Raw genomic sequence first — 22011 nt, 5'->3', positions numbered from 1 at the left:
CCAGCAACGCCTTGAGCGCCGAGGGCACGGTGTTGATCAGGGTGATRTCGTGCTCGCCCTGTTGCAGTTCCAGCACATTAGTGACCACTTCGATGCTGCCACCCGAGGTCAACGGGGCAAAGCACTCGTAGACGGCCAGGTCGAAGTTCAGCGAGGTCGAGAACAGGGTTTTCGACAGGGTTTGAGCGTCAAACGAGCGATGCGCCCAAGTCAGGAARTTCACCGTGTTGCGGTGTTCGATCATCACGCCNCGAGGTCGAGAACAGGGTTTTCGACAGGGTTTGAGCGTCAAACGAGCGATGCGCCCAAGTCAGGAAGTTCACCGTGTTGCGGTGTTCGATCATCACGCCCTTGGGCAGACCGGTCGAACCGGAGGTGTAGATCACATAGGCTAAATGCGAGGACGTCAGCTCAGCGACATCCGGATTCTGGACGGATTCGTCCTGCCATAGCCCGCTGTCGAGATTGATCACTGGCATCGATGCTTCCGCCAGCAATTCAAGGGTTTCCGTCTGCGCCAACACGGCCGCTGGCGCGCTGTCATCCAGCATGTAGGCGATACGGTCCAGCGGATACGCCGGATCCAGCGGCACATAACCGCCACCGGCCTTGAGGATCGCCAGCAGCCCTACGACCATGTCGATACCGCGCTCGACGCAGATCGCCACCCGCGAATCCGGCTCCACGCCCTGTTTGCGCAGGTAATGGGCCAAGCGGTTGGCCCGTTCGTTCAGTTCCCCATAGCTCAGGCGCTGCTCGCCCCGGATCACCGCCACGGCATCCGGCGTACGCTGNCGCAGGTAATGGGCCAAGCGGTTGGCCCGTTCGTTCAGTTCCCCATAGCTCAGGCGCTGCTCGCCCCGGATCACCGCCACGGCATCCGGCGTACGCTGRACCTGGTCTTCGAACAACCCATGGATCGTCTGCTGCTGCGGATAATCGGCCTCGGTGGCGTTGAACGTCACCAGCAGTTGCTCGCTCTCCAATGCCGGCAAAATCGTCAAATCCGCCAGTGGCGATTCAACCGCACGCTCCAACGCCGCCGCCAGGCTCGTCAAGGCCGCTTCCATATAGGCGCCGATCCGTCGTGCACCGATTTCGACCACCGCTTGAACGGTCAGGCTGAAGCCGTCGCCGAGATCGTCCACCGACAAGGTCAGCGGATAATTGGTGCGTTCTTCGCCACTCAGAATCTGCGCCCCGGCCCAGCGACGCCCTTCACCGACCTCCTTGTGTGCCTGCGCCGCCACGGCCGTCTGCCGGTAATTCATCAGCGCGCTGAACAAGGGGGTCGGCGCGACGACGCCGCTGCAACGCTGCGCCAGGGACAATGGCGCGTGTTCATGCCGCAGCAGCGTCGCCAACCGTGCGTGGGTCGCTTTCAGCGCGGCCAATACCCCCTGGCCTCCCGCCTCGACGCGCAAGGGCAGTGTGTTGACGAACATGCCCAGGGCATGGCCGGCTTCCTGCCCATTGTGCAGGCGGCCCATCAGCACCGTGCCGAACACCACCTCCTGGCGACCGGACAAACGCCCCACCACCTGACCCCAGGCCAAGTGGTGGAGACTGGCCGTACTCACTCCCAGGCGCCGTGCCTGGGTACGTAGCCGCTGGGCCAGGTCGGCGGCCAGCGGCAACACCATCTCTTCGACACCGACACCGTCGCCCTGCACATCCCGCAGACCGAACGGCAATGTCGGCTCGTCTATGTCCCCCAGCATCTCGCTGAAGAACGCCTCATGGTGTTCTTGGTTGCCCGCCAACCGCACCTGCGCCACATAGTTGCGGTAAGGCACCGATACCGGCAATTCGGCCGACCGGCCCTCCAGATGCGCCTCGATCTCCTTGCCCAACATCCCCAGGGAGGTGGCGTCGTCAATCAGGTGATGGAACAACAACACCGCAACCCAGTTGCCGTGGATGACATCTTCGGTGAAATGAATGCGCATCATCGGCGCCTGGCGCAGGTCGAAGCGGGTGTGACGCGGATCGAAACGGCGTTGCATCTGGCCAGCGATATCGCCTTCAGCCACGTCCAGCCTGAGCTCTTCGACCGTCAGCCGTGCCTGGCGCCAGACCACCTGGACCGGTTCGCCCAAGCCTTCCCACGCCACCGAGGTGCGCAGAATGTCATGGCGTTCAATCGCAACTTGCAGGGCCTGCACAATCGCATCGAGCTGTTCGCGACTGTCGATGCGCAACAGAATCTGCAACAGGTACGGATCGCCCTCCTCGGTCGCCAGGTGGTGATACAGGATGCCTTCCTGCAACGGCACGAGCCCGTAGATATCCTGGACATTGCCCACGCCGCCCGGCAACGCCGCGACCACTCGATCGATCTCGTCCTGGGTCAGCGTTGCCAGTGGCAGCATGTCCGGTGTGATGCGTTCGACCCCGTGGGCAATCCTGTTGTCCGGTACCACGATGCCATTGCTGACACCCGTGGCGGCGGCCAGTGACGCCAACGTCGGCTGACCAAAGAGAACCCCTACATCGGCGTGCAACTTGACCTGGCGCATGCGCTCGATCAGCTTGACCGCCAGCAAGGAGTGGCCGCCCAGTTCGAAGAACCGATCATGTCGGCCCACTTGCTCCACCCCCAGCAGTTCGGCCCAAAGCCCGGCCAGAACCGTTTCCACTTCACCTTCCGGGGCTTCGTAACTGCGATGGGCATAGGCCTGTGAATCCGGCGCCGGCAGCGCCTTGCGGTCCAGCTTGCCGTTGGTCGTCAGTGGGAGCGCATCCAGCAACACGAAGGCACTCGGCACCATGTAGTCCGCCAACAAGTCCAGCAACTGGTCCCGCAAGTCAGCCACCGAGAGTGGCCGACCTGCGTGGGCCACCACATAAGCCACCAGGCGCCTGTCCCCTGGGCTGTCTTCACGGGCGATCACCACGGCTTCGCGCACCTGCGCACATGCCACCAGCTTCGCTTCGATCTCACCCAGTTCAATGCGGAAACCACGGATCTTGACCTGTTCATCGTTGCGACCCAGGTATTCCAGTTCACCGTTTTTCAGCCAGCGACCAAGGTCCCCGGTACGGTACATTCGCGCATGAGCCGCACCATCGAACGGATCGGCCAGGAATCGCGTTTCGTTTAGCTCGGGCCGGTTCAGGTAACCCCGCGCCACGCCAGCGCCCCCCACATACAACTCGCCCTCCACGCCTACCGGCACCGGTTGGCCGTACTTGTCGAGCAGGTACAGGCGCAGATCGGGAATACGCTTACCGATGGGACTCACGCCGGTCAATTGTGCGTCGGCCGCTTCAAGCGGACGATACGTCACGTGCACCGTCGTTTCGGTGATGCCGTACATGTTGACCAGTTGCGTCCCGGCATTGGTCGCACGGGCATACCACGGCTTGAGCATGCCGGTTTCCAGTGCTTCGCCGCCAAAGATCACCTTGCGCAGGCTGTGGCGCAGGTCGCTCTCACCCTGGGCCACGATCAATTGCCGGAACGCACTTGGCGTCTGGTTCAGCACCGTGACGCCGGCCTCGCACAACAGCGTGTAGCAATCTTGCGGAGAACGGCTAATCAATTGCGGCACCACCAACAAGCGGCCACCATGGGTCAATGCGCCCCAGATTTCCCAGACCGAGAAATCGAAGGCAAAGGAGTGGAACAGCGCCCACACATCCTGCGGACCAAAATCGAACCAGGGCTGGGTCGCCGAAAACAGCCGGGCGACGTTACGGTGCTCGACCATGACGCCCTTGGGCAACCCGGTGGAGCCCGAGGTATAGATCACGTAGGCCAAGTGGTGCGAGGCCAGGGCGCGCACATCAGGATTGAACCGTGGCTGCGCGCTGATACCCGCCGTCTCGGCCTGGTCGAGCAATAAAACCGGAACCTGCAGCGCCGGCAGTTGAACCTGCAGCGTCGATTGAGTCAGCAAGGCAACCGGCGCGCTGTCATCGAGCATGAAGGCCAGGCGCTCCCGGGGATAGGCCGGGTCCAGCGGTACATAGCCGGCACCGGACTTCAGGATGCCCAGCAGGCCGACGATCATGTCCAGGCCGCGCTCGACACAGATCGCCACCCGGTCGTCCGGGCGGACGCCGAGGACTAACAACCGGTGCGCCACCTGATTCGCCCGGGCGTTGAGTTCGCCATAAGTCAGGCAGCGGTCTTCATGCACCACCGCAACCGTGTCAGCTTGCGCCCGCGCCTGTGCTTCGACCAGGCCATGGATCGTGTGGTCATGCTCATACGTGCGCGCATCGCTCGCGTTCCAGGCCTGGAGCCTGTCCGCTTCGGCCGCAGTCGGTAGAACGAAGCCCTCCACCGGCAACGTATCGTCGCGCAAGCCTTGCTCCAGCACATGCATGAATCGATCGGCCATCGACTCGATTTCATCGGCCTGGAAGTAGCTTTCGTTGTAGATCCAGTGCAGCCAGGCATTGTCGTCGTGCGGATTGCTCCGGATATGGATGGACAGCGGCATCTGTTCCTGGCCGTTCGAGCCCATCACAAAATGAGCCGGCGCCTGTCCGAACATGAACCGACGATCTTCCTGCTCATAGGAGAACGAAACGTCGAACAGTTGCGCACGGTTGTCGCGCCGCAGCTCCAGCGAACGGTTCATCTCGCTCAGGGGGAACCGCTGGTTGCGATAGTCCTGTTTGAGTGTGCGGGTCACGCCACGTATCAACTCACCAAATGACAAGTCGCTGGCGAACTTGAACCGCACGGCACTGACCTGCGTGAACAACCCCGCCGTTTTCTTGAACGTTGCATTGGGGCGGTTCAGGATCGGCAGGCCGATTACCAACTCATCACGCTGGGTGGTCCGTATGAAAAAGACATACAGTGCGGCCAGCAGCACCGAAAAACGTGACGCCTGATGCGTTTGCGCCAGGACCTCGATTCGATCGCTCAAGGTGTGGGCGAAGCGATACAACGCTTGAGCACTGGGCGCCAGGGCCCCGGGCTGTTGATCATGGTGACGCGCGACGAACAGAGGATCTGGAACGTCCTGGTATTTGTCCAACCAGTACGCTTCATCGAGCTTGAAGCGAGGGGAATCACGATAGCGGGCATCCTCGTCGATGAACCCGATATAGGAAGGTGCCGACACGTCAGGCGGCTGGTCGTTCTCCAGGGCGTCATAGAGTTCACCCAGGGAAGTGAGCACCAAACCGACGCCCCACCCGTCCAGGATGATGTGGTGAAGGTGCATCACAAAATAAAACGACGTGTCACCGAGTTTAGCCAGATAGAACCGGAATAAAGGGCTTTCATCCAACCTGATGGCGACCGCCATCCTTTGTTGCATCCAGGCATGGACCGCAGCCTCCGGGTCAGGCCGATCCGAAAAATCCAGTACGGGAACCCGCGCCTCCAAAGTCTCGGCCATTGTCTGCAGGGGCACGCCGTCGGCGCCGTAGTGCAACACCGTACGCAGGGCATCATATTTTTCAATCAACAGGTCGACTGCCTGCTGAAAACGCTCGGGATCGATGGCGCCCTGGATATGGAGATGGCCACCAATGTTGTACAGGGGGGAATCGCCCTTGGTCATCTGGTCCAGCCAGATGTCCCGCTGTGCTGTCGTCAGGGGGTAGCTTGTCGAGAGCTGGAGAAACTGATTCATACCTGCCCCTCCGACACGCACACCCGCAACGAACGGTCCGGAGCCTTCCGGCCCCATCGTTCTTCATCACACCGGTCGGCCGAGAGGCCTGTTGCAACAACGCCACCCACAGCACGCGCAAAGATAAATTCCATACGTTCCTTCTCAGAGATTTGTCAGTGCTGCCCGGGATAAACGCAACAGGCACGCCTGGAGTTGATGCAGATCCGCGCAGGCAGCCAGCGCGGCACGATGTCGATGATGTTCATCTGGACGAGAGGGTCGTCCGGGCATGGCATCGCCACCGACAGCAGATTCGCTCGTGTCGGATCGAGATGATGCCGAGGGTCTTTCATCCATTTAAAAAGGTGTTGTCGCGACAACATCGCAAGCCGGACGATGCTGTCGAAACGGACATTCAGGCTCGTTTGTCGCGCAGGGCGCAGTTGATGTCGGAAACGATCTGGCCGTCCGACAACTTGATGATGCGATCGGCCAGTTGGAAGTACTGGTCGTCATGGGTAATGATCAGCACCGTCTTGCCACGGCGCTTGAGGTCGGGCAGCAGTTCCTCATAGAAGAACTTCTTGAAGGGTGGGTCCTGGTCCGCGGCCCATTCATCCAGTACGTAGACCGATCGGTCTTCCATGTAGGCGCACACCAGCGCCAGGCGTTTTTGCTGGCCATAGGACAAGGCCTTCAGGGTTGAATACCCCAGCCCTTCGATCTTGATCTTGTCGGCCAGCCCCAGGGTTTCCAGGTACTTGCGTGCCAGCGTCGGGCTGCCGTCCTCTTCGTCGGGGCCGATGAGGCGGTTGAACAGATGGAAATCGGAGAACACCGCGGAGAACAGATCGCGATAGTCGTTGCGACTTTCATCCGTGACCGGCTTGCCATCGAGCTGGATCTCGCCGTCCTGGGGTATGTAGAGGCCGCAGAGGATCTTGGCCAAGGTGCTTTTACCGCAACCGTTGCCGCCGACGATGTAGATCAACTCGCCTGCCTGCACCGTCAGGTCGATGGGCCCCAGGGAGAAACCGCTCTCGGCGTGCTGCTCCTGGTAGTGCATGCGCACGGCTTTCAATTCGATGCGACTCCAGGCCTTCTTGTGTTCCAGCAGATGAACCTTGGGCACGTCGTTCTCGATGGGCTCCGGGTGCGGGTCATTGATCGAGAAACCGAATTCCGAAAGACGTGTACAGGCCACGCGGCCCGCCGCCAGCAAGGGCATTGCCCCGACCAGCAACGACAACGGGCCCATGATGTACAACACCGCCAGGACGCTGGCGGTCATGATTTTCGGATCGACGGCACCGACCAGGGGCGCGGCGAACAGCAGGCAACCGATCAGCAACGACAGCGTGAATTGCCCGACGTTGTCGGCGGCGGTGTACCACAGACGCTCAACAAAGTTGTAGCGCGCCACACGAGTGGAAGACGCCTCGATGGCCGAGCGACCGAACCAGCGGCGCCGCACGCCATTGAGCTTGAGTTCCTTGAGACCGAACACCAGGGCGTGGGTGTATTCATTGAACGCGGTGTATTCATCCCGCACCCGGGAAGTGTTCCTGACGCCACAGGAGAAGAAGAACAGATACAGCCCCACCCCCAGGACCATCAGTGAAACCGTCAAGGCCAGCACGACCCAAGACAGATAGGCCAGGTAGCCGATGCCGAACAGAAAGACTGTCGTCTCCACCAGTATCGTGGGCATGATGATCAGCGTGGTATTCAATTGCGGGATGTCGTTGGTCAACATCGTCAGCACATTGGGCGGACCACGCCGATCCACTTCCTCCAGTGGTGTGGCGAGAATCTTGCGACACAGCGCAATGCGCAAGCGCGTCATGATGCGCATGCTGGCGTAGGCCGGGAACAACGCTGCGCCATTGCGCAAAATCAGCGCCGTGGCACTGAGGCCGATGAACCAGTACAGCGCCTGCAGGCGCGAGCCGTCATTGTGGATGGCCTCATTGATCACGCTCACCACCGCGATAGACGCCACCCCGCTGATGACACCGCAGATCAACGTAAAGAGCGTCAGCCAGGGATGGTTGCGCCACAACAGGCGCATGACCGAGCCCGCCTTGGGCTTCTTCGCTTTCTTCTCTTTCATGGGTTGCTGTCCTCGAATGGAATCGCGAAAGGGCTCACGCCGGTCGCCATACATCGCCCCGGGCGGTCATCTCGCCCATCGCCACCACGATAAGCCGCGGCTCCTCGTAGGGATCGCGAGCATGGGCGGCCAACATGTTGTCGAGCATCACCACATCGCCCTTGCGCCAGGCGAACCTGACCGCACAGGCCTCATAGGCCTCGCCGAGCAACGCCATGACGTCGTCTTCAATCGGCGTTCCATCGCCGTAACTGACCATCCGTGGCAGGCGGTCGGCACCGAACATATCGAGCAGGTCTTCGCGCATTTCCTCGCCGAGACAGAACGGATGATGCAGCTGTACCTGGTTGAAAAAAGCCCGCTCCCCGGTCACCGGATGCTGGATAACCGCCGGACAGAGGGTGCGCACTTGCAGGGTTTCGTCGTCGAGCCATTCGAAATCGGTACCCTGCTCCCGGCAACGCTGTTCGACGGCCGCGCGGTCGGTGGTACCAAAGAACGAGGCCCAGCTCGGCTCGACACCGGCGGTGAAGGTGCGGCTGTACCTCAGGCCCTTTTGTTCGAACCGGGCCACCACTTCCGAGGGCAGGCACCGCAACACTTGGCGGATGTCGGCCAATGGCGTGGCGCCGCCCACCCGGGACGGCTGCTCGCAATAGAACCATTGCTTGCGCGGCCAGCTTTCCAGGTGCGAGCTCTCGTTGTGATACAGGATCATCTCGCGCTCGGGATACGGCGTGGAGCGGTAGACGTTACGTCCGCCCTCCTTCTTCGGCAGGTCGCCGTAGCTGCCGTGCAACCCAGGCGACAAGGCTTCGGCGAACGCCTCGAAGGCTGGCACCGAGGCGAGGTCAAAACCGCGAAACAGCACCGCACCATGGCGACACAGCAACGTTTCGATGGCTTCACGATGGGTGCTGGCCCACAACGAAGGATTCAACCCCGGTTCGGCCGGCTCGATCACCACCGGCAAACTCAGACCGTCGGCGAGCAACGACAGCCTGACCGATTCGCCGGCCCCGTGACCTGGCCAGACAAGCGAATCCGCCATCCCGTCAACGGGCATGACAGGCGATGCGTCAGTTTGAAGACTCATGAATAACTCCTGAACCACGGATCGTCGGATCCACGTCGCAGGGCCGGACTAATACGCCCCACCGTCGGGCAAGGATAAAAACACTGATCAGGGGTGATGTCTGGCACCGCAAACCGGGACAGAGGTTGGAATGGTGGTTACCTAAGCGTTCCCGAAAGCTCTGATCTTCCGTTACTTAAGTTAACGGGGCGCCCGAGATCAACGTCCGCCGCGAAGCGGCCTGATAGCCGACCTGGTTCTGGGTGAGACCGCATTTCTCCTGTGGGAGCGAGCCTGCTCGCGATGAGGCCAGTCAGCCCAGCATCCATGTGACTGAGCCACCGCTATCGCGAGCAAGCTTTGCTCCCACAGATCTGACGGGTGTACGACCGGAAGAGCCAGGTCGGCTATCAGGCCGCTTCGTGGTGGACGTTGATCTCAGGCGCCCCGTTAACCACACTGGCCGAACGCAGGCATTGTGGAGTGGGCACCACGGAGCAATGCCTTCGTTCGGGCACACCGAGCCTAGGCGAGGTGCCGAGTGGTGGGGCAAAGCCTTTTTGGTTACTTTTTTGGGCGTCTGAAAAAAGTGACTCACGTAAGGGCGGAACCCTAAGCCGCCGTTACCGCAGCAACGGATATACACACCAAAACAGAGCCCACCACCAGCCATTGCACCGATGCACCGATGCACGTCGATCCGCATAAGCCTCGCTTGTCCCCATTTCCCGCGACAGACGCCGACACAAAGTCGGTGCTGAAATGCGCGAGCTGCGAATTGCACAGGTACCGCAAATGATGCCGTGGGTCGCAGCGACGTCTCGAGTACATCGGTTTGCGCAACACGCAAGCACGCTGTGCCTGGCATTTAACAGGAGCGTTAGTCATGCCGATTAAGAACACTGGCGGATCGGTCAACCCCGCGCCAGCCCCCCTCACACCCGGTGCATTCCTGCATGAAACATTCGTCGCCCGGGCCCGTGAATTCCCTGAGCGAACCGCGGTGTCCGACGCTTCTCGCTCATTGAGCTACGCACAACTCGACACGGCTTCGTCGCAGCTGGCGGCCAGGCTTCGCCAGGAAGGCGTCCAGGACGGCATGCTGGTGGGGATGTGCCTGCCACGTGGCGTCGACCTGGTCATCAGCCTGCTGGGCATCCTCAAGGCCGGCGGCGCTTACGTCCCGGTCGATCCGCAATACCCCGGCAAACGTGTCGAACACATCGTGCGCGACAGCGGCCTGGGCCTGATGATCGGTGAACTCGCCGACCTGCCGCAAAGCGCGTCCGTACGCGTCCTGTCCCTGGCCGAGCTGCTGGCCGGCCCGACCCTGCAACCTCTGCCTGGCAACGACCGGCGCAACCCCGACGAGGCCGCGGCCTACGTCATCTACACCTCCGGTTCCACCGGCGAACCCAAGGGTGTATTGGTGGCGCACGGCAACGTCAGCCGCCTGTTGGAAAGTACCCAGCGCTCGTTCGCCTTCACCGAAAACGACGTCTGGTCGATGTTCCACTCCATCGGTTTCGATTTTTCGGTGTGGGAAATCTGGGGCGCCCTCGCCCACGGTGGCCATGTCGCCGTGGTGCCCTACGATGTGTCGCGCTCGCCAAGTGGCACGCGTCAATGGCTGGCCGACCAGGGCGTGACGGTCCTGAGCCAGACGCCATCGGCGTTCCGCGGCCTGGATGAGGCTGACCGTTCTGGCAGTGCGCCCCTGGCGCTGCGCTATGTGGTGTTCGGCGGCGAGGCGCTGCCAGCCACCGTGCTACGCCCGTGGGTTGAGCGCCATGGCGATCAGAAGCCGGCCTTGATCAACATGTACGGCATCACCGAAGCCACTGTCCACACCACCTTCAAACAGGTGCGCGGCCAGGATCTGGAAAGCGCCGCCATGGTGTCCATCGGCGCGCCGCTGGATGGCTGGCGCCTGCACCTGCTCGACGCCGATCGGCAACCGGTGCCGCAAGGCAATGCCGGCGAGCTGTATATCGAAGGCGCCGGTGTCGCCCTGGGCTACCTGAATCGCCCCGCGCTGAACAGCGAACGCTTCGTCCAGCTGCCAGGCACCTCAAGCCGTGCCTATCGCACCGGTGACTTGCTGGTGCTGGGGGACGACGGCGAGTACCGCTATGCCGGTCGTTGCGATGAACAATTGAAAATCCGTGGGTTCCGCATCGAGCCGGGCGAAGTCGAGGCGTGCCTGCAAGCCAGCCCGGCCGTAGCCGCCGCCCACGTGGCCGGTCACGATTACGGCGATGGCGACTGGCGCCTGGTCACCTACGTGGTACCGACCCATGGCGTGGCGGCCTGGACCGAGCAGGTGCGCAGCGAAGTGGCGGCGCAGGTGGCTGCGAACCTGCCGGACTACATGCGCCCCTCGGCCTACATCCCACTGGCCGCGTTGCCAGTCACCGACCACGGCAAAATCGACAAGAGCCGCCTGCCCTCTCCCGATTTGGCCACTTCGACCGTGGACCATTCCAGCGAACCGGGCCTCACCGAACAGGAGCAGTTCGTGCTCAAGGTCTGGTCGGACGACATCGGCCTGAAAAATATCGGCCTGAACGATGACTTCTTCGACTTCGGTGGCACCTCCCTGGCCCTGATCCGCTCGTTGAGCACACTCAAGGCCCATTACCGGGTCAACCTCGACCCCGGCGTGCTGGCAGACGGCGCGACCGCCAAAGTGTTGGCCGGTTGTATCCAGCGTTCCCTTGTTCAAGCCCATTGATCGAAAAGGAAAAGCCCATGAGCAAAAAATTCGCCTTGACCCCGGAAGAACGTGCGTCCTTTGAAAAGAACGGTTTCATCGGACCGTTCGACGCCTATTCCCCGGAAGAAATGAAAGAGACCTGGAAACGCACCCGCCTGCGCCTGCTCGACCGCAGTGCCGCGGCGTACCAGGACCTGGATGCGATTTCCGGCGGCACCAACATTGCCAACTACGATCGCCACCTGGACGACGACTTCCTCGCCAGCCACATCTGCCGTCCGCAAATCTGTGACCGCGTCGAAAGCATCCTCGGCCCGGACGTACTGTGCTGGCGCACCGAGTTTTTCCCTAAATACCCGGGCGACGAAGGCACCGACTGGCACCAGGCAGACACCTTCGCCAATGCCTCGGGCAAACCGCAGATCCTGTGGCCGGAAAACGAAGACTTCGGCGGCACCATCACCGTCTGGACCGCCTTCACCGACGCCAATATCGCCAACGGTTGCCTGCAGTTCATTCCCGGCACCCAGAACAGCATGAACTACGACGAAACCAAGCGCATGGCCTACGACCCCGATGCCAACAACAGCTCGGTGGTCAAGGATGGTGTGCGGCGCGGTTTCTTCGGCTACGACTATCGCCAGCTGCAGATCGACGAAAACTGGAAGCCCGATGAAGCCTCTGCCGTGCCAATGCAGATGAAGGCCGGCCAGTTCATCATTTTCTGGTCGACCCTGATGCACGCCTCCTACCCTCACAGCGGTGAGTCCCAGGACATGCGCATGGGCTTCGCCTCGCGTTATGTACCATCGTTCGTGAAGATCTACCCGGACTCCGACCACATCGAGGAATACGGTGGACGTATCAGCCTTGAAAAGTACGGCGCGGTGCAGGTCATCGGCGACACGACACCTGAATACAATCGCCTTGTCACCCACACCACCCGAGGCAAGAAGTTCGAAGCCGTCTGACCTTTTCAATGCCACATGACAGTTGGCATGCGCAACGTGCCTGACAGGAGTCCCCAATCCATGACTATTTCCACCGACGCAGCAACGCGCCTGTGTGAGACCGTGAGGATGCTTAGGCACCTTGCCATCCATTTGCCCGATCCTATCTGCCTGAGCTTTCTGGCCCAGGGCAGTGACGTGGCGCCCGACCAGGCCTCCTCCAGCGTGAGAGCCACGGAACGCGCGGTCAACACCGCGTTCGCCAGGATCGGCGTCAAAGCCGTGCAGTACGTGCATGACGGCGAGGCGCAACTGTCGTCTTTCGAGATGTTCATCAGCAAGAAAATCTGCCAGGCGCTCGAGTTTGCCTATGACCACTTCGACGATGTCGAAAATGCCAAGGCATTCGGGCGTCTGGTCAGACACTTCGATTTCAGCGGTGCCGTGCCCGAGGTCGAGACACTGCACCTGATTACCCGCGACAACGTGGCGCTGTCGGTCCATGCAAGCACCGATCGAAATCGCCCGGCCATCGTCCTCGCCCTGCCCTGCGGCATGCCGTTCGACCTGTGCCGCGATTGGTTCAATGCGTTGAGCGAGCGGTTTTTTGTGGTCACCTGGGAAACCCGTGGGCTGTTCGGTTCCTGCACCTCGTTCGACCAGTTGTCCGTGGACACCGATGCCCAGGTGGGCGACCTGATCAATGTGATGAACCACTATGGCCTGGAGAACGCGCACCTGATGGGTATCTGCGGTGGCGCGGTGATCGCCCTCAGCGCGACCGCCACCCACCCCGACCGGGTCAATTCCCTGAGCCTGTGGCACGGCGATTACAACCTGGGGGACGACAGCCTGCGCACTGCCCACCAGCAGAATTTCGAATGGCTGATGGAGTCGGCCGCCGTGGACCGCAACGAGGCCAGCGACCTGCAGGCGTTGTTCCTGGATCAGGCGACGCTGGCGACCATTCCGGACTCCATCGCCCATGCGGCGCTCTATCCCTATGTCAACGAAGAGTTGTTCTATCGCTATGCGCGACTCAACGATGCGCTGAACAAGACTGAGCTGAGATCGCGATTGGAACAGATCAGCGTGCCTACGCTGGTCGTCGCCGGCGACTGCGATGAAACCACCCACCTTGGTGGCTCCAAGCACATTGCCGAGTCCATCAGTGATGCCTTGTTGCATGTGGAGCGTAATGGCAGCCATTTGGCGTTCTTCGAGTCGACCCTGGTTTCGAAGCAGACTGCTTTTCGTTTTCTGGAGTCGGCGCTTGTATCGACGGTGGGATTGGGTCACCCGGCCTGAAGGTGTGAATATCCGTTTCTTCGCTAACGGCCACTTAGGGTTCCGCCAACGGCGGGTCACTTTTGGAAGAGCCGGGAGCCGGACCAGCCAAAAGTAACCAAAAACGCTTTGCCCCACCACTCGGTGCCTCGCCTAGGCTCGGCATGCCTGAACGAAGGCATTGCTCCGTGGGCCGCCGCGAAGGGTCATCCATGGCCCAGCGCGGCTACCGCGTGGTTAACGGGGCGTCCCAGATCAACATCCTCTCCGAGGCGGCCTGATAGCCGACCTGGCTCTTCCGGTCGCCCCCCATCAGATATCAGATCTGTGGGAGCAAAGCTTGCTCGCGATGGCGGTGGTTCAGTCAATGAAGATGTCGGATGTGCCGCCCCCTTCGCGTTCAGGCTCGCTCCCACAGGGAGACTGGGTGCACATGAATTTTGTGTCCGCTGAAAATCCAGTGTGGGAGCGAGCTTGCTCGCGATGGCGGTGGYYCAGTCRATGAARATGTCGGATGTRCCGRCCYCTTCGCGAGCGGGCTCGCTCCCACAGGGAGACTGGGTGCACATGAATTTTGTGTCCGCTGAAAATCCAGTGYGGGAGCGAGCTTGCTCGCGATGGCGGTGGTTCAGTCAATGAAGATGTCGGATGTGCCGCCCCCTTCGCGAGCAGGCTCGCTCCCACAGGGAGACTGGGTGCACATGAATTTTGTGTTCGCTGAAAATCCAGTGTGGGAGCAAAGCTTGCTCGCGATGGCGGTGGCCCARTCGATGAAAATGTCGGATGTACCGGCCYCTTCGCGAGCRGGCTCGCTCCCACAGGTCTACCAATAACCATCAATCCCGTGGGCACCGCAAATCATTCCAAGGCACGAGCGCGGTCAACATCAAGCCACCATATGCTTCTCACGATGAAACTCGAGATACAACACCGTCCGGTGAGCCCTGGACGCATTGACAGCAAAGTGATCCAGGGACCCATCGAAAATCACCAGATTGCCATTGGTGCTCTGGTTAAAACTTCCGTTGACGTTGAGGTAGGCATAGTTCTGCGTGGTAGGCGCATCGATGGTCAGTTGCATATGCAGCAGCCCCTCCTCCCAAGTGCCGGTATGAGAGTGAGTACCGAGGAACACATTGGGCTCCATCCGCAACAAAGCGCAAAGCTTGATACCAGGAATCTTGCTCAGCAGCTCGATAGTCCCGGGCATGGCATCGCGGGCGTAGGGGATCGGAGTGTCGTAGGCCACCAGACCGTATTGGGTCCACTCCGGCATGATATCCATGTCATCACCCCATCCCCAGAGCCAGCCATACTCCCCCCCAGCCGCCATGTGAGCGTCGATCTCCTCGACGATCTCGGCGATCTGCTTGCCCACGCGGTTGATCGTCAGGGTCGGCGCATTGAGGGCCAGAAATTCCTCGCGGATCACTTCCCAGTTGTCGGCCAGGTGCTTGAGTTGCGGAAAACGGCTGGGATCATAAAACGACGGGCGCATAGGTACTCCTTTTATTGAGGTTGTCGATTCCGCTGGCGATGCCAGATGGTCCTGTCCGCCAGGTGCTTGGGGCGTAGCAGGAGAGCCTGCCAAGGGTGCCCCACCGGGCGTGACCTGTCTGTCACGGGAATCAGGTACACCGGGACCGACCGGCATTACAGCGGCTCGGCCTGGGGGGTTTCGATCATTCGCGGGGCGGCCATCGGCGCCGGCGGCTCATCCAGTCGACGCATCGGCCCATAGAGCAAAACGCTCAACGGCAGCAGTGCGAACAACCCACCGGCCACCACGAACAGCAGGCCCACGCCACGCCCTGGTCCCACGCCCAGCCAACGCCCGATCGAGTCGGCGTAAAGGCCGCCGGGCATCAGTGCCGGCTGGAACCAATGGTCCACCAGGAAACCGCCGATGATCACCGCCAGGCTGGTGGTGGCGATAGTCAACATGCTGATCAACGCAAACACGCTGGCACGATTATCCGCAGGGATCCTGCGCATCCATAGTGAGTTCACGCTGGCGTCGGCGATGCTCGCCATGGTGATCGCGACAAAGGCCAGCGCGCAGTAGGCGAAAGCCTGCGAGACCAGCCCCAAGGCGACGACACAGGCTGCCAGCAACAGATCGGCCACCGCCACCAGCACCATCAACCGACGTGGATTGCCCATCGAAATCAGCAGCCCCGCGCCAGCCAGACCGCCCAGTGCCGCCCAGGTATAGGCCATGCCCAAGGCCTGGCTGCCCAGGGTCGACAACAGCAACGGCGTCATCATCAAGGTAGCCAGTGACAACAGCGCCATGCGCATCATGGTGTAGACCAGCAGCCCGGCCATCAGCCGCTGGGCGACAAAGAACTTCAGCGCCGCGGCGACATTCCCCACCGCCCCGCCGAACACCGTGCCTTTTGGCGCGTCGTCCTCGCGCCCCGGCGCCCCTCGTACATGGGAGAACGCCTTGATCACCAGCAAGGTGCCGGAGCAGAAGGTCATCAGGTCCACCGCCAGGATCGTCACCAGCCCGGCACTGGCCATGATCGCCCCCGCCAGCAGCGGCGCCACCAGGGCCGAAGCATTCTTGCTGATACTGATCAATCCCGAGGCGCGGGTGAACTTGTCGGGCGCGACAATCGTACTGACAGCCGCCTGATAGGCCGGCTTGCGAAAGGCGCCGACAATCGACGCCAGGCAATTGAAAATGTACAGGTGCAGCGGTTCCAGGCGTTCGAACCAGAGCAGCGCCATGACCCCCAGGAGCAACACCGCCAGGGTCACATCGCAACAGACAATGATCACCCGGTGGCTGATCCGGTCGGCCAGGCCACCCGCCAAAGGCAGGAACAGCACCGCCGGCAGTGTCGCCGCCAGCACCACGTTGGCAAAGGCCACCGCCGAACCGGTGTGGTTGTACACCCAGACGCCCAGGGCGAATTCCATCAGTGCCGTGCCCACCAGTGCCAGCGACTCACCGCACCAGAGGAAATAGAAACCACGTCCCAGGTCAAAACCCCGGCGGCCGCTCCCCACACTCATGGACGCACATCGCGAGGCATGACGACACCGATCAACTTGTCCAGTAGCCGATAGGCCAGAGAATAGAGCACCGCGCCAAACACCAACGGCGCAAAACGGGAAAACAGATAGGTCCGCAACACCCGCCTGGCGATGGGCGAACTGATGTTGCCACTGACGTGCAACGGCGTCGGGAACGTCGCCGCGACGGTGGCGCCAAATTCATCGTCCATCGACTGCACGGCGTGCCACCAGTAGACCGGGATGTACAACGCATCCCCCGGTTCCACCACCGTGCGCAGCGCCCGCAACGCGCGAGTGCCCGGGAAGCGCCCCGTGTCGATGTCGTACAGGTAGCCAGCCTCCTCGATCACCGGGCGCAAGGCCCGCCAACTGGCTTCGTCCGGTGGCAACAACAGTACCTCCTTGGCGCCGACGACTTGGGCCATGAAGGTTTCATCGACGACATGGAAATGCCAATCGGTATAAGAGTTGCGGTACAGGAAGCTGCGATGGGGCGGATAGTGCCGGGACTTGCCCAACTGCGGCATGAACGGTAACCCACCGACGTCTTCCTTCATCTGTTCGATGGCCGAGCCTTCGGAGAACCGGCAACTGTCGGCCACCAACGGCGTATCGCCCTCGCTCAGGTCGTCGAGAAACTGGTGGAACGGCACTTCCCGATAGACCGTGTTGGCGTACTCGGTCAGCTCGGCCTTGACGGGTGGATTGGACCAGCCGATGACTTCGGAAACAATCTGCGAGCGCACCACCACCGCACTATTGCGCGAGTGCGCCTTGAGGTAGTCCAGGCGCTGCCATTTGTGAAAAGCCGGCCAATGCCGTACCGCATTCTTGACCAGGCAGGGACGGTTGCGATTGACGTAGCGGCGAGTGAATTCCTCTTTGGAAATCACCAGCGCATCGATCACATCGACCGCACCGGCCTGCGGATGATTGGGAAAGCGGGACAAGCTCCAGAACTTCGTCGCTGGGCGGTCTGATTCGGCGGTTAATGGCATTTTCGACCCTCGCAAGCACACTCAGGGCCGTTGGTATAACAGACTCGCGCGACCACGCCCAAGCACCGCAAAGCCGCGCTCCGCGCTGTTGTCCCTGCTTCCCATGACAGACATCCCAAGGCGGATGCTCTAATTTTTTCTCACTTTGTGAAGGGATGTCAGGCGCAGCCGAACGGCAGATCGGGACCCTCGACGGCTCGCACCGCAGCCCTCGCCACCCCCGTCGCCCCAACGCTTAACACCACCCCCGATGTCCTTCTCCACGGCTATTGATTCCGCCGACTGGCAGTCGTCCAGGCCTTCACCACTGCCATTCGAACGGAGAAAAACCTCAATTGATTCTGCAAGCAGGTGCTCCGAAATGGATTCGTCGACCGATATGTTGCCTACCCAAGACTCCGCGTCCCACGAACTGGCCTCCGTCCAGCAGGGTATCTGGCTGGATCAGCTCGCACACCCGGACCTGCCCTACTACAACATCGGCATGTCCCTGGAGATCAAGGGCCAGATCGACATTGCATTGTTCGAGAAAGCCATCGAGCTGGTGGCAAATCGTCACGACACCCTGCGCCTGAGCTTCAGCCATGAAGGTGGCACCGGCCGCCAGCGAGTCCTGCCCGAGGTCAAGGTGAACCTGGAGGTGGTGGAATTCTCCGAGGCTGACGCCGACGCCGGCTTGGCCATGGACTATCTGCGCGACGCCTTTCGCCAACCCTTTGAGTCATTGACGGGCCGGCTCTGGGACGCACGCATGGTCCGTTGCGGCCCGAACCGCCATTATTGGCTCGCCCGCTACCACCACCTGGTCACCGACGGCATTGGCGTGGCCCTGATCGGCCATGCCGTGGGCTCGGCCTACAACGCGTTGCTGGCCGGCAACGATGAAGTCGCCCAAGGGCATTCCTACCTGTCGTTCCTGGAAGATGACCGGGCTTACCTGGCCTCGTCCCGCTATGAGCGCGACCGCCAGTTCTGGCAGGACACCTACGCACAGATGCCGCCGTCGCTGCTGCAGCGCCGGGCCGATTTCAAGACCGGGCAGGCCAATGAACTGGCGCCCAGTGCCCAGGTCCAGGCGATGCTGCCCCGGGCGCTGTACAACGCGTTGACGCAATTTGCCAGCGAACGCAGCCTCTCGGTTGCCCATGTGCTGATCAGCGTGGTCGCCACCTATTTCTGTCGCACCGTGGGTGTCGATGAAATCGTCATCGGCATGCCCGTGCACAACCGCACCACGGCCCGGGCGAAAGAAACCGCCGGCATGTTTTCCTCTGTCAGCCCGATCCGCCTGCCCGTCGATTTCGACGCCTCGCTGTTGGATCTGATGCACGCCGCTGGCGGGCAATTGCGCCGCTGCTACCGTCACCAACGCTTCCCCATCGCCGAACTCAATCGCACCCTGCGCCTGGCCCAGACCGGGCGTCGCCAGTTGTTCGACGTGTCCCTGTCGTTCGAAAGCCTGGACGGCGACGATCAGTTCGGCGGCACCTCGTCCACGGTCATCACCATGGACAACGGTTATGAGCAGACGCCCATGGCGATCTTCGTGCGCGATTACCATCCATTCGAAGACGTCCACCTTGATTTCAACTTCAACACCGCTTACTTCAGCCTGGAAGAAGCCCGACACCTGCAACAACGCATCGTCTCGATGCTCGAGGCGGTGCTGGAGCAGCATGAAACGCCTGTGGGGCATTACCCACTGATGAGCCAGGCCGAGCGCCAACGTGTGCAAGTCGAATTCAACGCCACGGCCCGCGACTATCCGCGGGATGTGTTGATCCACCAGCTGTTCGAACAGCAAGCCGAACAGCGCCCGCTCGCCTGTGCCGTACGCGGCGACGCCGGGCCGTTGCTCAGCTATGAACAACTCAACCGCCAGGCCAATCGACTGGCCCATCGTTTGATCGGGCTGGGCGTCAAACCGGACGAGCGAGTGGCCGTGAGCTTGAGGCGCGGCCCGGAAATGGTCGTCGCCCTGCTGGGAATTCTCAAGGCCGGGGGCGCCTACGTGCCCATCGACCCGGACCTGCCAAGCGCGCGCCAAGCGTTCATGCTCGACGACAGCAGCCCTCGGGCGGTGCTGACCAGCGAGGCGCTACTGGACCTGCTGCCCGCGTCGAATGCGCCGCTGCTGGCGCTCGACGATCCCGCCCAACTGGCCGCTCAACCCGAACACGACCCGGATCCGCTCTCCCTGGGCCTGACACCCGGACACTTGGCCTACGTGCTCTACACCTCCGGCTCCACCGGCACCCCCAAAGGGGTGATGAATGAACACCTTGGCGTGGTCAACCGCCTGTTGTGGGCCAGGGACGAATACGGCGTCGAGGCCAGCGACCGGGTGCTGCAAAAGACCCCGTTCGGTTTCGATGTATCGGTCTGGGAGTTTTTCCTGCCGCTGCTGGCCGGAGCGGAGCTGGTCATGGCGCGCCCGGGCGGCCATCAGGAGCCGGACTACCTGGCCCGCTTGATGCGCCAGGCCGGCATCACGATGTTGCACTTCGTGCCGTCGATGCTCGACCTATTCCTGGAACACCACGACGGCCAGGCCTTCCCTGACCTGCGGCGCGTATTGTGCAGTGGCGAAGCCCTGCCCCGAAGCCTGCAACGGCGTTTTGAACAGCAGCTGCCAGCGATCGAGTTGCATAACCTTTATGGCCCGACCGAGGCGGCCATCGACGTGACGGCCTGGCAGTGCCGCGCCAGTGACCCTGGCGAAAGCGTGCCCATCGGCCGGCCGATCGCCAACATCCAGATGCACGTGCTCGATGGCCGTGGCGCACCACAACCGCTGGGCATTGTCGGGGAAATCCACATTGGTGGCATCGGCGTGGCAAGGGGTTACCTGAATCAACCGCAGTTGAGCGCCGAGCGTTTTATCACCGATCCGTTCAGCACGGCGCCGAACGCGCGCCTGTACAAGACCGGCGACCTCGGCCGCTGGCTCGCCAACGGAGCCCTGGAGTATTTGGGCCGCAATGACTTCCAAGTGAAAATCCGTGGCTTGCGCATCGAGATCGGTGAAGTCGAAGCGGCCCTGGCGTTGTGCCCGGGTGTGCGTGAGGTGGTGGTCATTGCCCGGGAAGACCATCCAGATCAGTCGGACAGCAAGCGCCTGGTCGCCTATGTCTGCGGCGAACCGATCCCGGCCGAACAACTGCGCAGCACCCTGCTCAAGCACCTGCCCGAATACATGGTGCCCAGCGCCTTCGTCCACCTCGATGCCCTGCCGCTCACGCCCAACGGCAAGCTCGATCGCCGCGCCCTGCCGNCTCAAGCACCTGCCCGAATACATGGTGCCCAGCGCCTTCGTCCACCTCGATGCCCTGCCGCTCACGCCCAACGGCAAGCTCGATCGCCGCGCCCTGCCGGCCCCCGGCCTGGAATCCCTGGCCAGCAAAACCTACGAAGCCCCCCAGGGCGATACCGAAATCGCCCTCGCCGACATCTGGAAAGACCTGCTGCAACTGGACCAGGTCGGCCGCCACGACGGTTTCCTCGAACTCGGCGGCCACTCCCTGCTGACCGTGCAGTTGCAGGCGCGCCTGCACCARGACCTTGGCGTCGAGATCGACCTGCGTACCCTCTTCGCCCAGGCCTCGTTGAGCGAACTGGCCCAGCGCGTCGATCAGGCCGGACAGTCCCGGGTCCAGCCCATCGAAGTGGTGTCCCGCGACCAAGCCTTGCCACTGTCCCTGGCCCAGCAACGCCTGTGGTTCCTCGATCAACTGGACCACGCCGCCAGCGTCGCCTATCACATGCCCGCCGCGCTGCACYTGCGYGGCCGCCTGGATCGCAACGCCCTGCAACAGGCCCTGGACCGTATCGTCGCCCGCCACGAAAGCCTGCGCACCACCTTCGAACGCCGYGACGGCGAGGTCCGCCAGCGCTTCGCCGCCRCCGACATCGGCTTCGCCCTGCAGGAACACGACCTGCAAGCCCTGGACGCCGACGCTCGCCAAGCGGCCGTGACCCAACTGACCCAGGCCGAAGCCCGGGACGCCTTCGACCTCAGCCAGGGCCCGCTGATTCGTGGCCGCCTGCTGCGCCTGGCCGAAGACGARCACATCCTGCTGGTGACCCAGCACCACATCGTCTCCGACGGTTGGTCGGTGGCGGTGTTGATCGGTGAATTCAACGCGCTCTACGCCGCGTTCAGCCAGCAGCTCGACGACCCGCTGCCGCCCCTGACCCTGCAATACGCCGACTACGCCAACTGGCAACAGCAGCACCTGCAAGGTGAACGCCTGCACACCCAGG

Annotated in this window: 10 protein-coding genes and 3 pseudogenes; 5 read left to right on the top strand and 8 right to left on the bottom strand. The window is 61.9% G+C overall.

Annotated elements, in window-relative coordinates; translation table 11 throughout:
- The 5 genes and pseudogenes from ASC85_RS32505 to ASC85_RS15435 all read right to left on the bottom strand — a co-directional run.
- A pseudogene (locus tag ASC85_RS32505) lies at nucleotides 1-250 on the bottom strand (AMP-binding protein); the annotation flags it as partial.
- Nucleotide 251: 1 nt separating this feature from the next.
- A pseudogene (locus tag ASC85_RS33120) lies at nucleotides 252-794 on the bottom strand (AMP-binding protein); the annotation flags it as partial.
- A gap of 1 nt (nucleotide 795) precedes the next feature.
- Nucleotides 796-5600 (bottom strand): non-ribosomal peptide synthetase (locus tag ASC85_RS32145; RefSeq protein ID WP_236712361.1); only part of this gene is annotated, 4805 nt, incomplete at its 3' end.
- Between the two features lie 397 nt (nucleotides 5601-5997).
- Entirely contained in the window at nucleotides 5998-7695 is a 1698-nt protein-coding gene (locus tag ASC85_RS15440) for a cyclic peptide export ABC transporter (RefSeq protein WP_057450220.1), read from the bottom strand.
- Between the two features lie 34 nt (nucleotides 7696-7729).
- Complete coding sequence (locus tag ASC85_RS15435; RefSeq protein WP_057450218.1) at nucleotides 7730-8791, bottom strand: TauD/TfdA family dioxygenase; 1062 nt, start codon at nucleotides 8789-8791, stop codon at nucleotides 7730-7732.
- An 865-nt stretch (nucleotides 8792-9656) separates the two neighbouring features.
- Between ASC85_RS15435 and syrB1 the strand changes: the two genes are divergently transcribed.
- From syrB1 to ASC85_RS15420, 3 genes are read left to right on the top strand one after another with little or no spacing between them, the layout of a single operon-like run.
- Nucleotides 9657-11504: a syringomycin E biosynthesis L-threonine--[L-threonyl-carrier protein] ligase SyrB1 gene (gene syrB1, locus ASC85_RS15430; protein ID WP_057450216.1), complete on the top strand. Its 1848-nt coding sequence runs from the start codon at nucleotides 9657-9659 to the stop codon at nucleotides 11502-11504.
- 17 nt (nucleotides 11505-11521) lie between these two features.
- Nucleotides 11522-12457, top strand: a complete 936-nt coding sequence (syrB2, locus tag ASC85_RS15425; protein WP_057450214.1) for a syringomycin E biosynthesis L-threonyl-[L-threonyl-carrier protein] 4-chlorinase SyrB2 — start codon at nucleotides 11522-11524, stop codon at nucleotides 12455-12457.
- Nucleotides 12458-12517: 60 nt separating this feature from the next.
- Nucleotides 12518-13744 (top strand): alpha/beta fold hydrolase, encoded by a 1227-nt coding sequence (locus ASC85_RS15420; RefSeq protein WP_057450213.1) that lies wholly within the window; start codon nucleotides 12518-12520, stop codon nucleotides 13742-13744.
- 865 nt (nucleotides 13745-14609) lie between these two features.
- On the opposite strand, the gene ASC85_RS15415 is transcribed toward ASC85_RS15420, so the two are convergent.
- The 3 genes from ASC85_RS15415 to ASC85_RS15405 all read right to left on the bottom strand — a co-directional run bounded on the left by ASC85_RS15415 (nucleotide 14610) and on the right by ASC85_RS15405 (nucleotide 17700).
- Nucleotides 14610-15221, bottom strand: a complete 612-nt coding sequence (locus ASC85_RS15415; protein WP_057450211.1) for an aspartyl/asparaginyl beta-hydroxylase domain-containing protein — start codon at nucleotides 15219-15221, stop codon at nucleotides 14610-14612.
- A 155-nt stretch (nucleotides 15222-15376) separates the two neighbouring features.
- Entirely contained in the window at nucleotides 15377-16747 is a 1371-nt protein-coding gene (locus ASC85_RS15410; protein WP_057450209.1) for an MFS transporter, read from the bottom strand.
- Nucleotides 16744-17700: a cupin-like domain-containing protein gene (locus ASC85_RS15405; protein ID WP_236712360.1), complete on the bottom strand. Its 957-nt coding sequence runs from the start codon at nucleotides 17698-17700 to the stop codon at nucleotides 16744-16746. The genes ASC85_RS15410 and ASC85_RS15405 overlap by 4 nt, the downstream gene beginning before the upstream one ends.
- 409 nt (nucleotides 17701-18109) lie before the next feature.
- Between ASC85_RS15405 and ASC85_RS33115 the strand changes: the two are divergent.
- Nucleotides 18110-21022, top strand: a pseudogene (locus ASC85_RS33115) (non-ribosomal peptide synthetase); the annotation flags it as partial.
- A 1-nt stretch (nucleotide 21023) separates the two neighbouring features.
- The coding region (locus ASC85_RS32500; protein ID WP_236712359.1) for a condensation domain-containing protein at nucleotides 21024-22011 on the top strand (988 nt) is incomplete at both ends.

Origin of the sequence: Pseudomonas sp. Root401, assembly GCF_001425105.1 — a bacterium.
GTDB lineage: Bacteria > Pseudomonadota > Gammaproteobacteria > Pseudomonadales > Pseudomonadaceae > Aquipseudomonas > Aquipseudomonas brassicacearum.
This window is presented reverse-complemented; position numbering and strand designations above follow the sequence as displayed.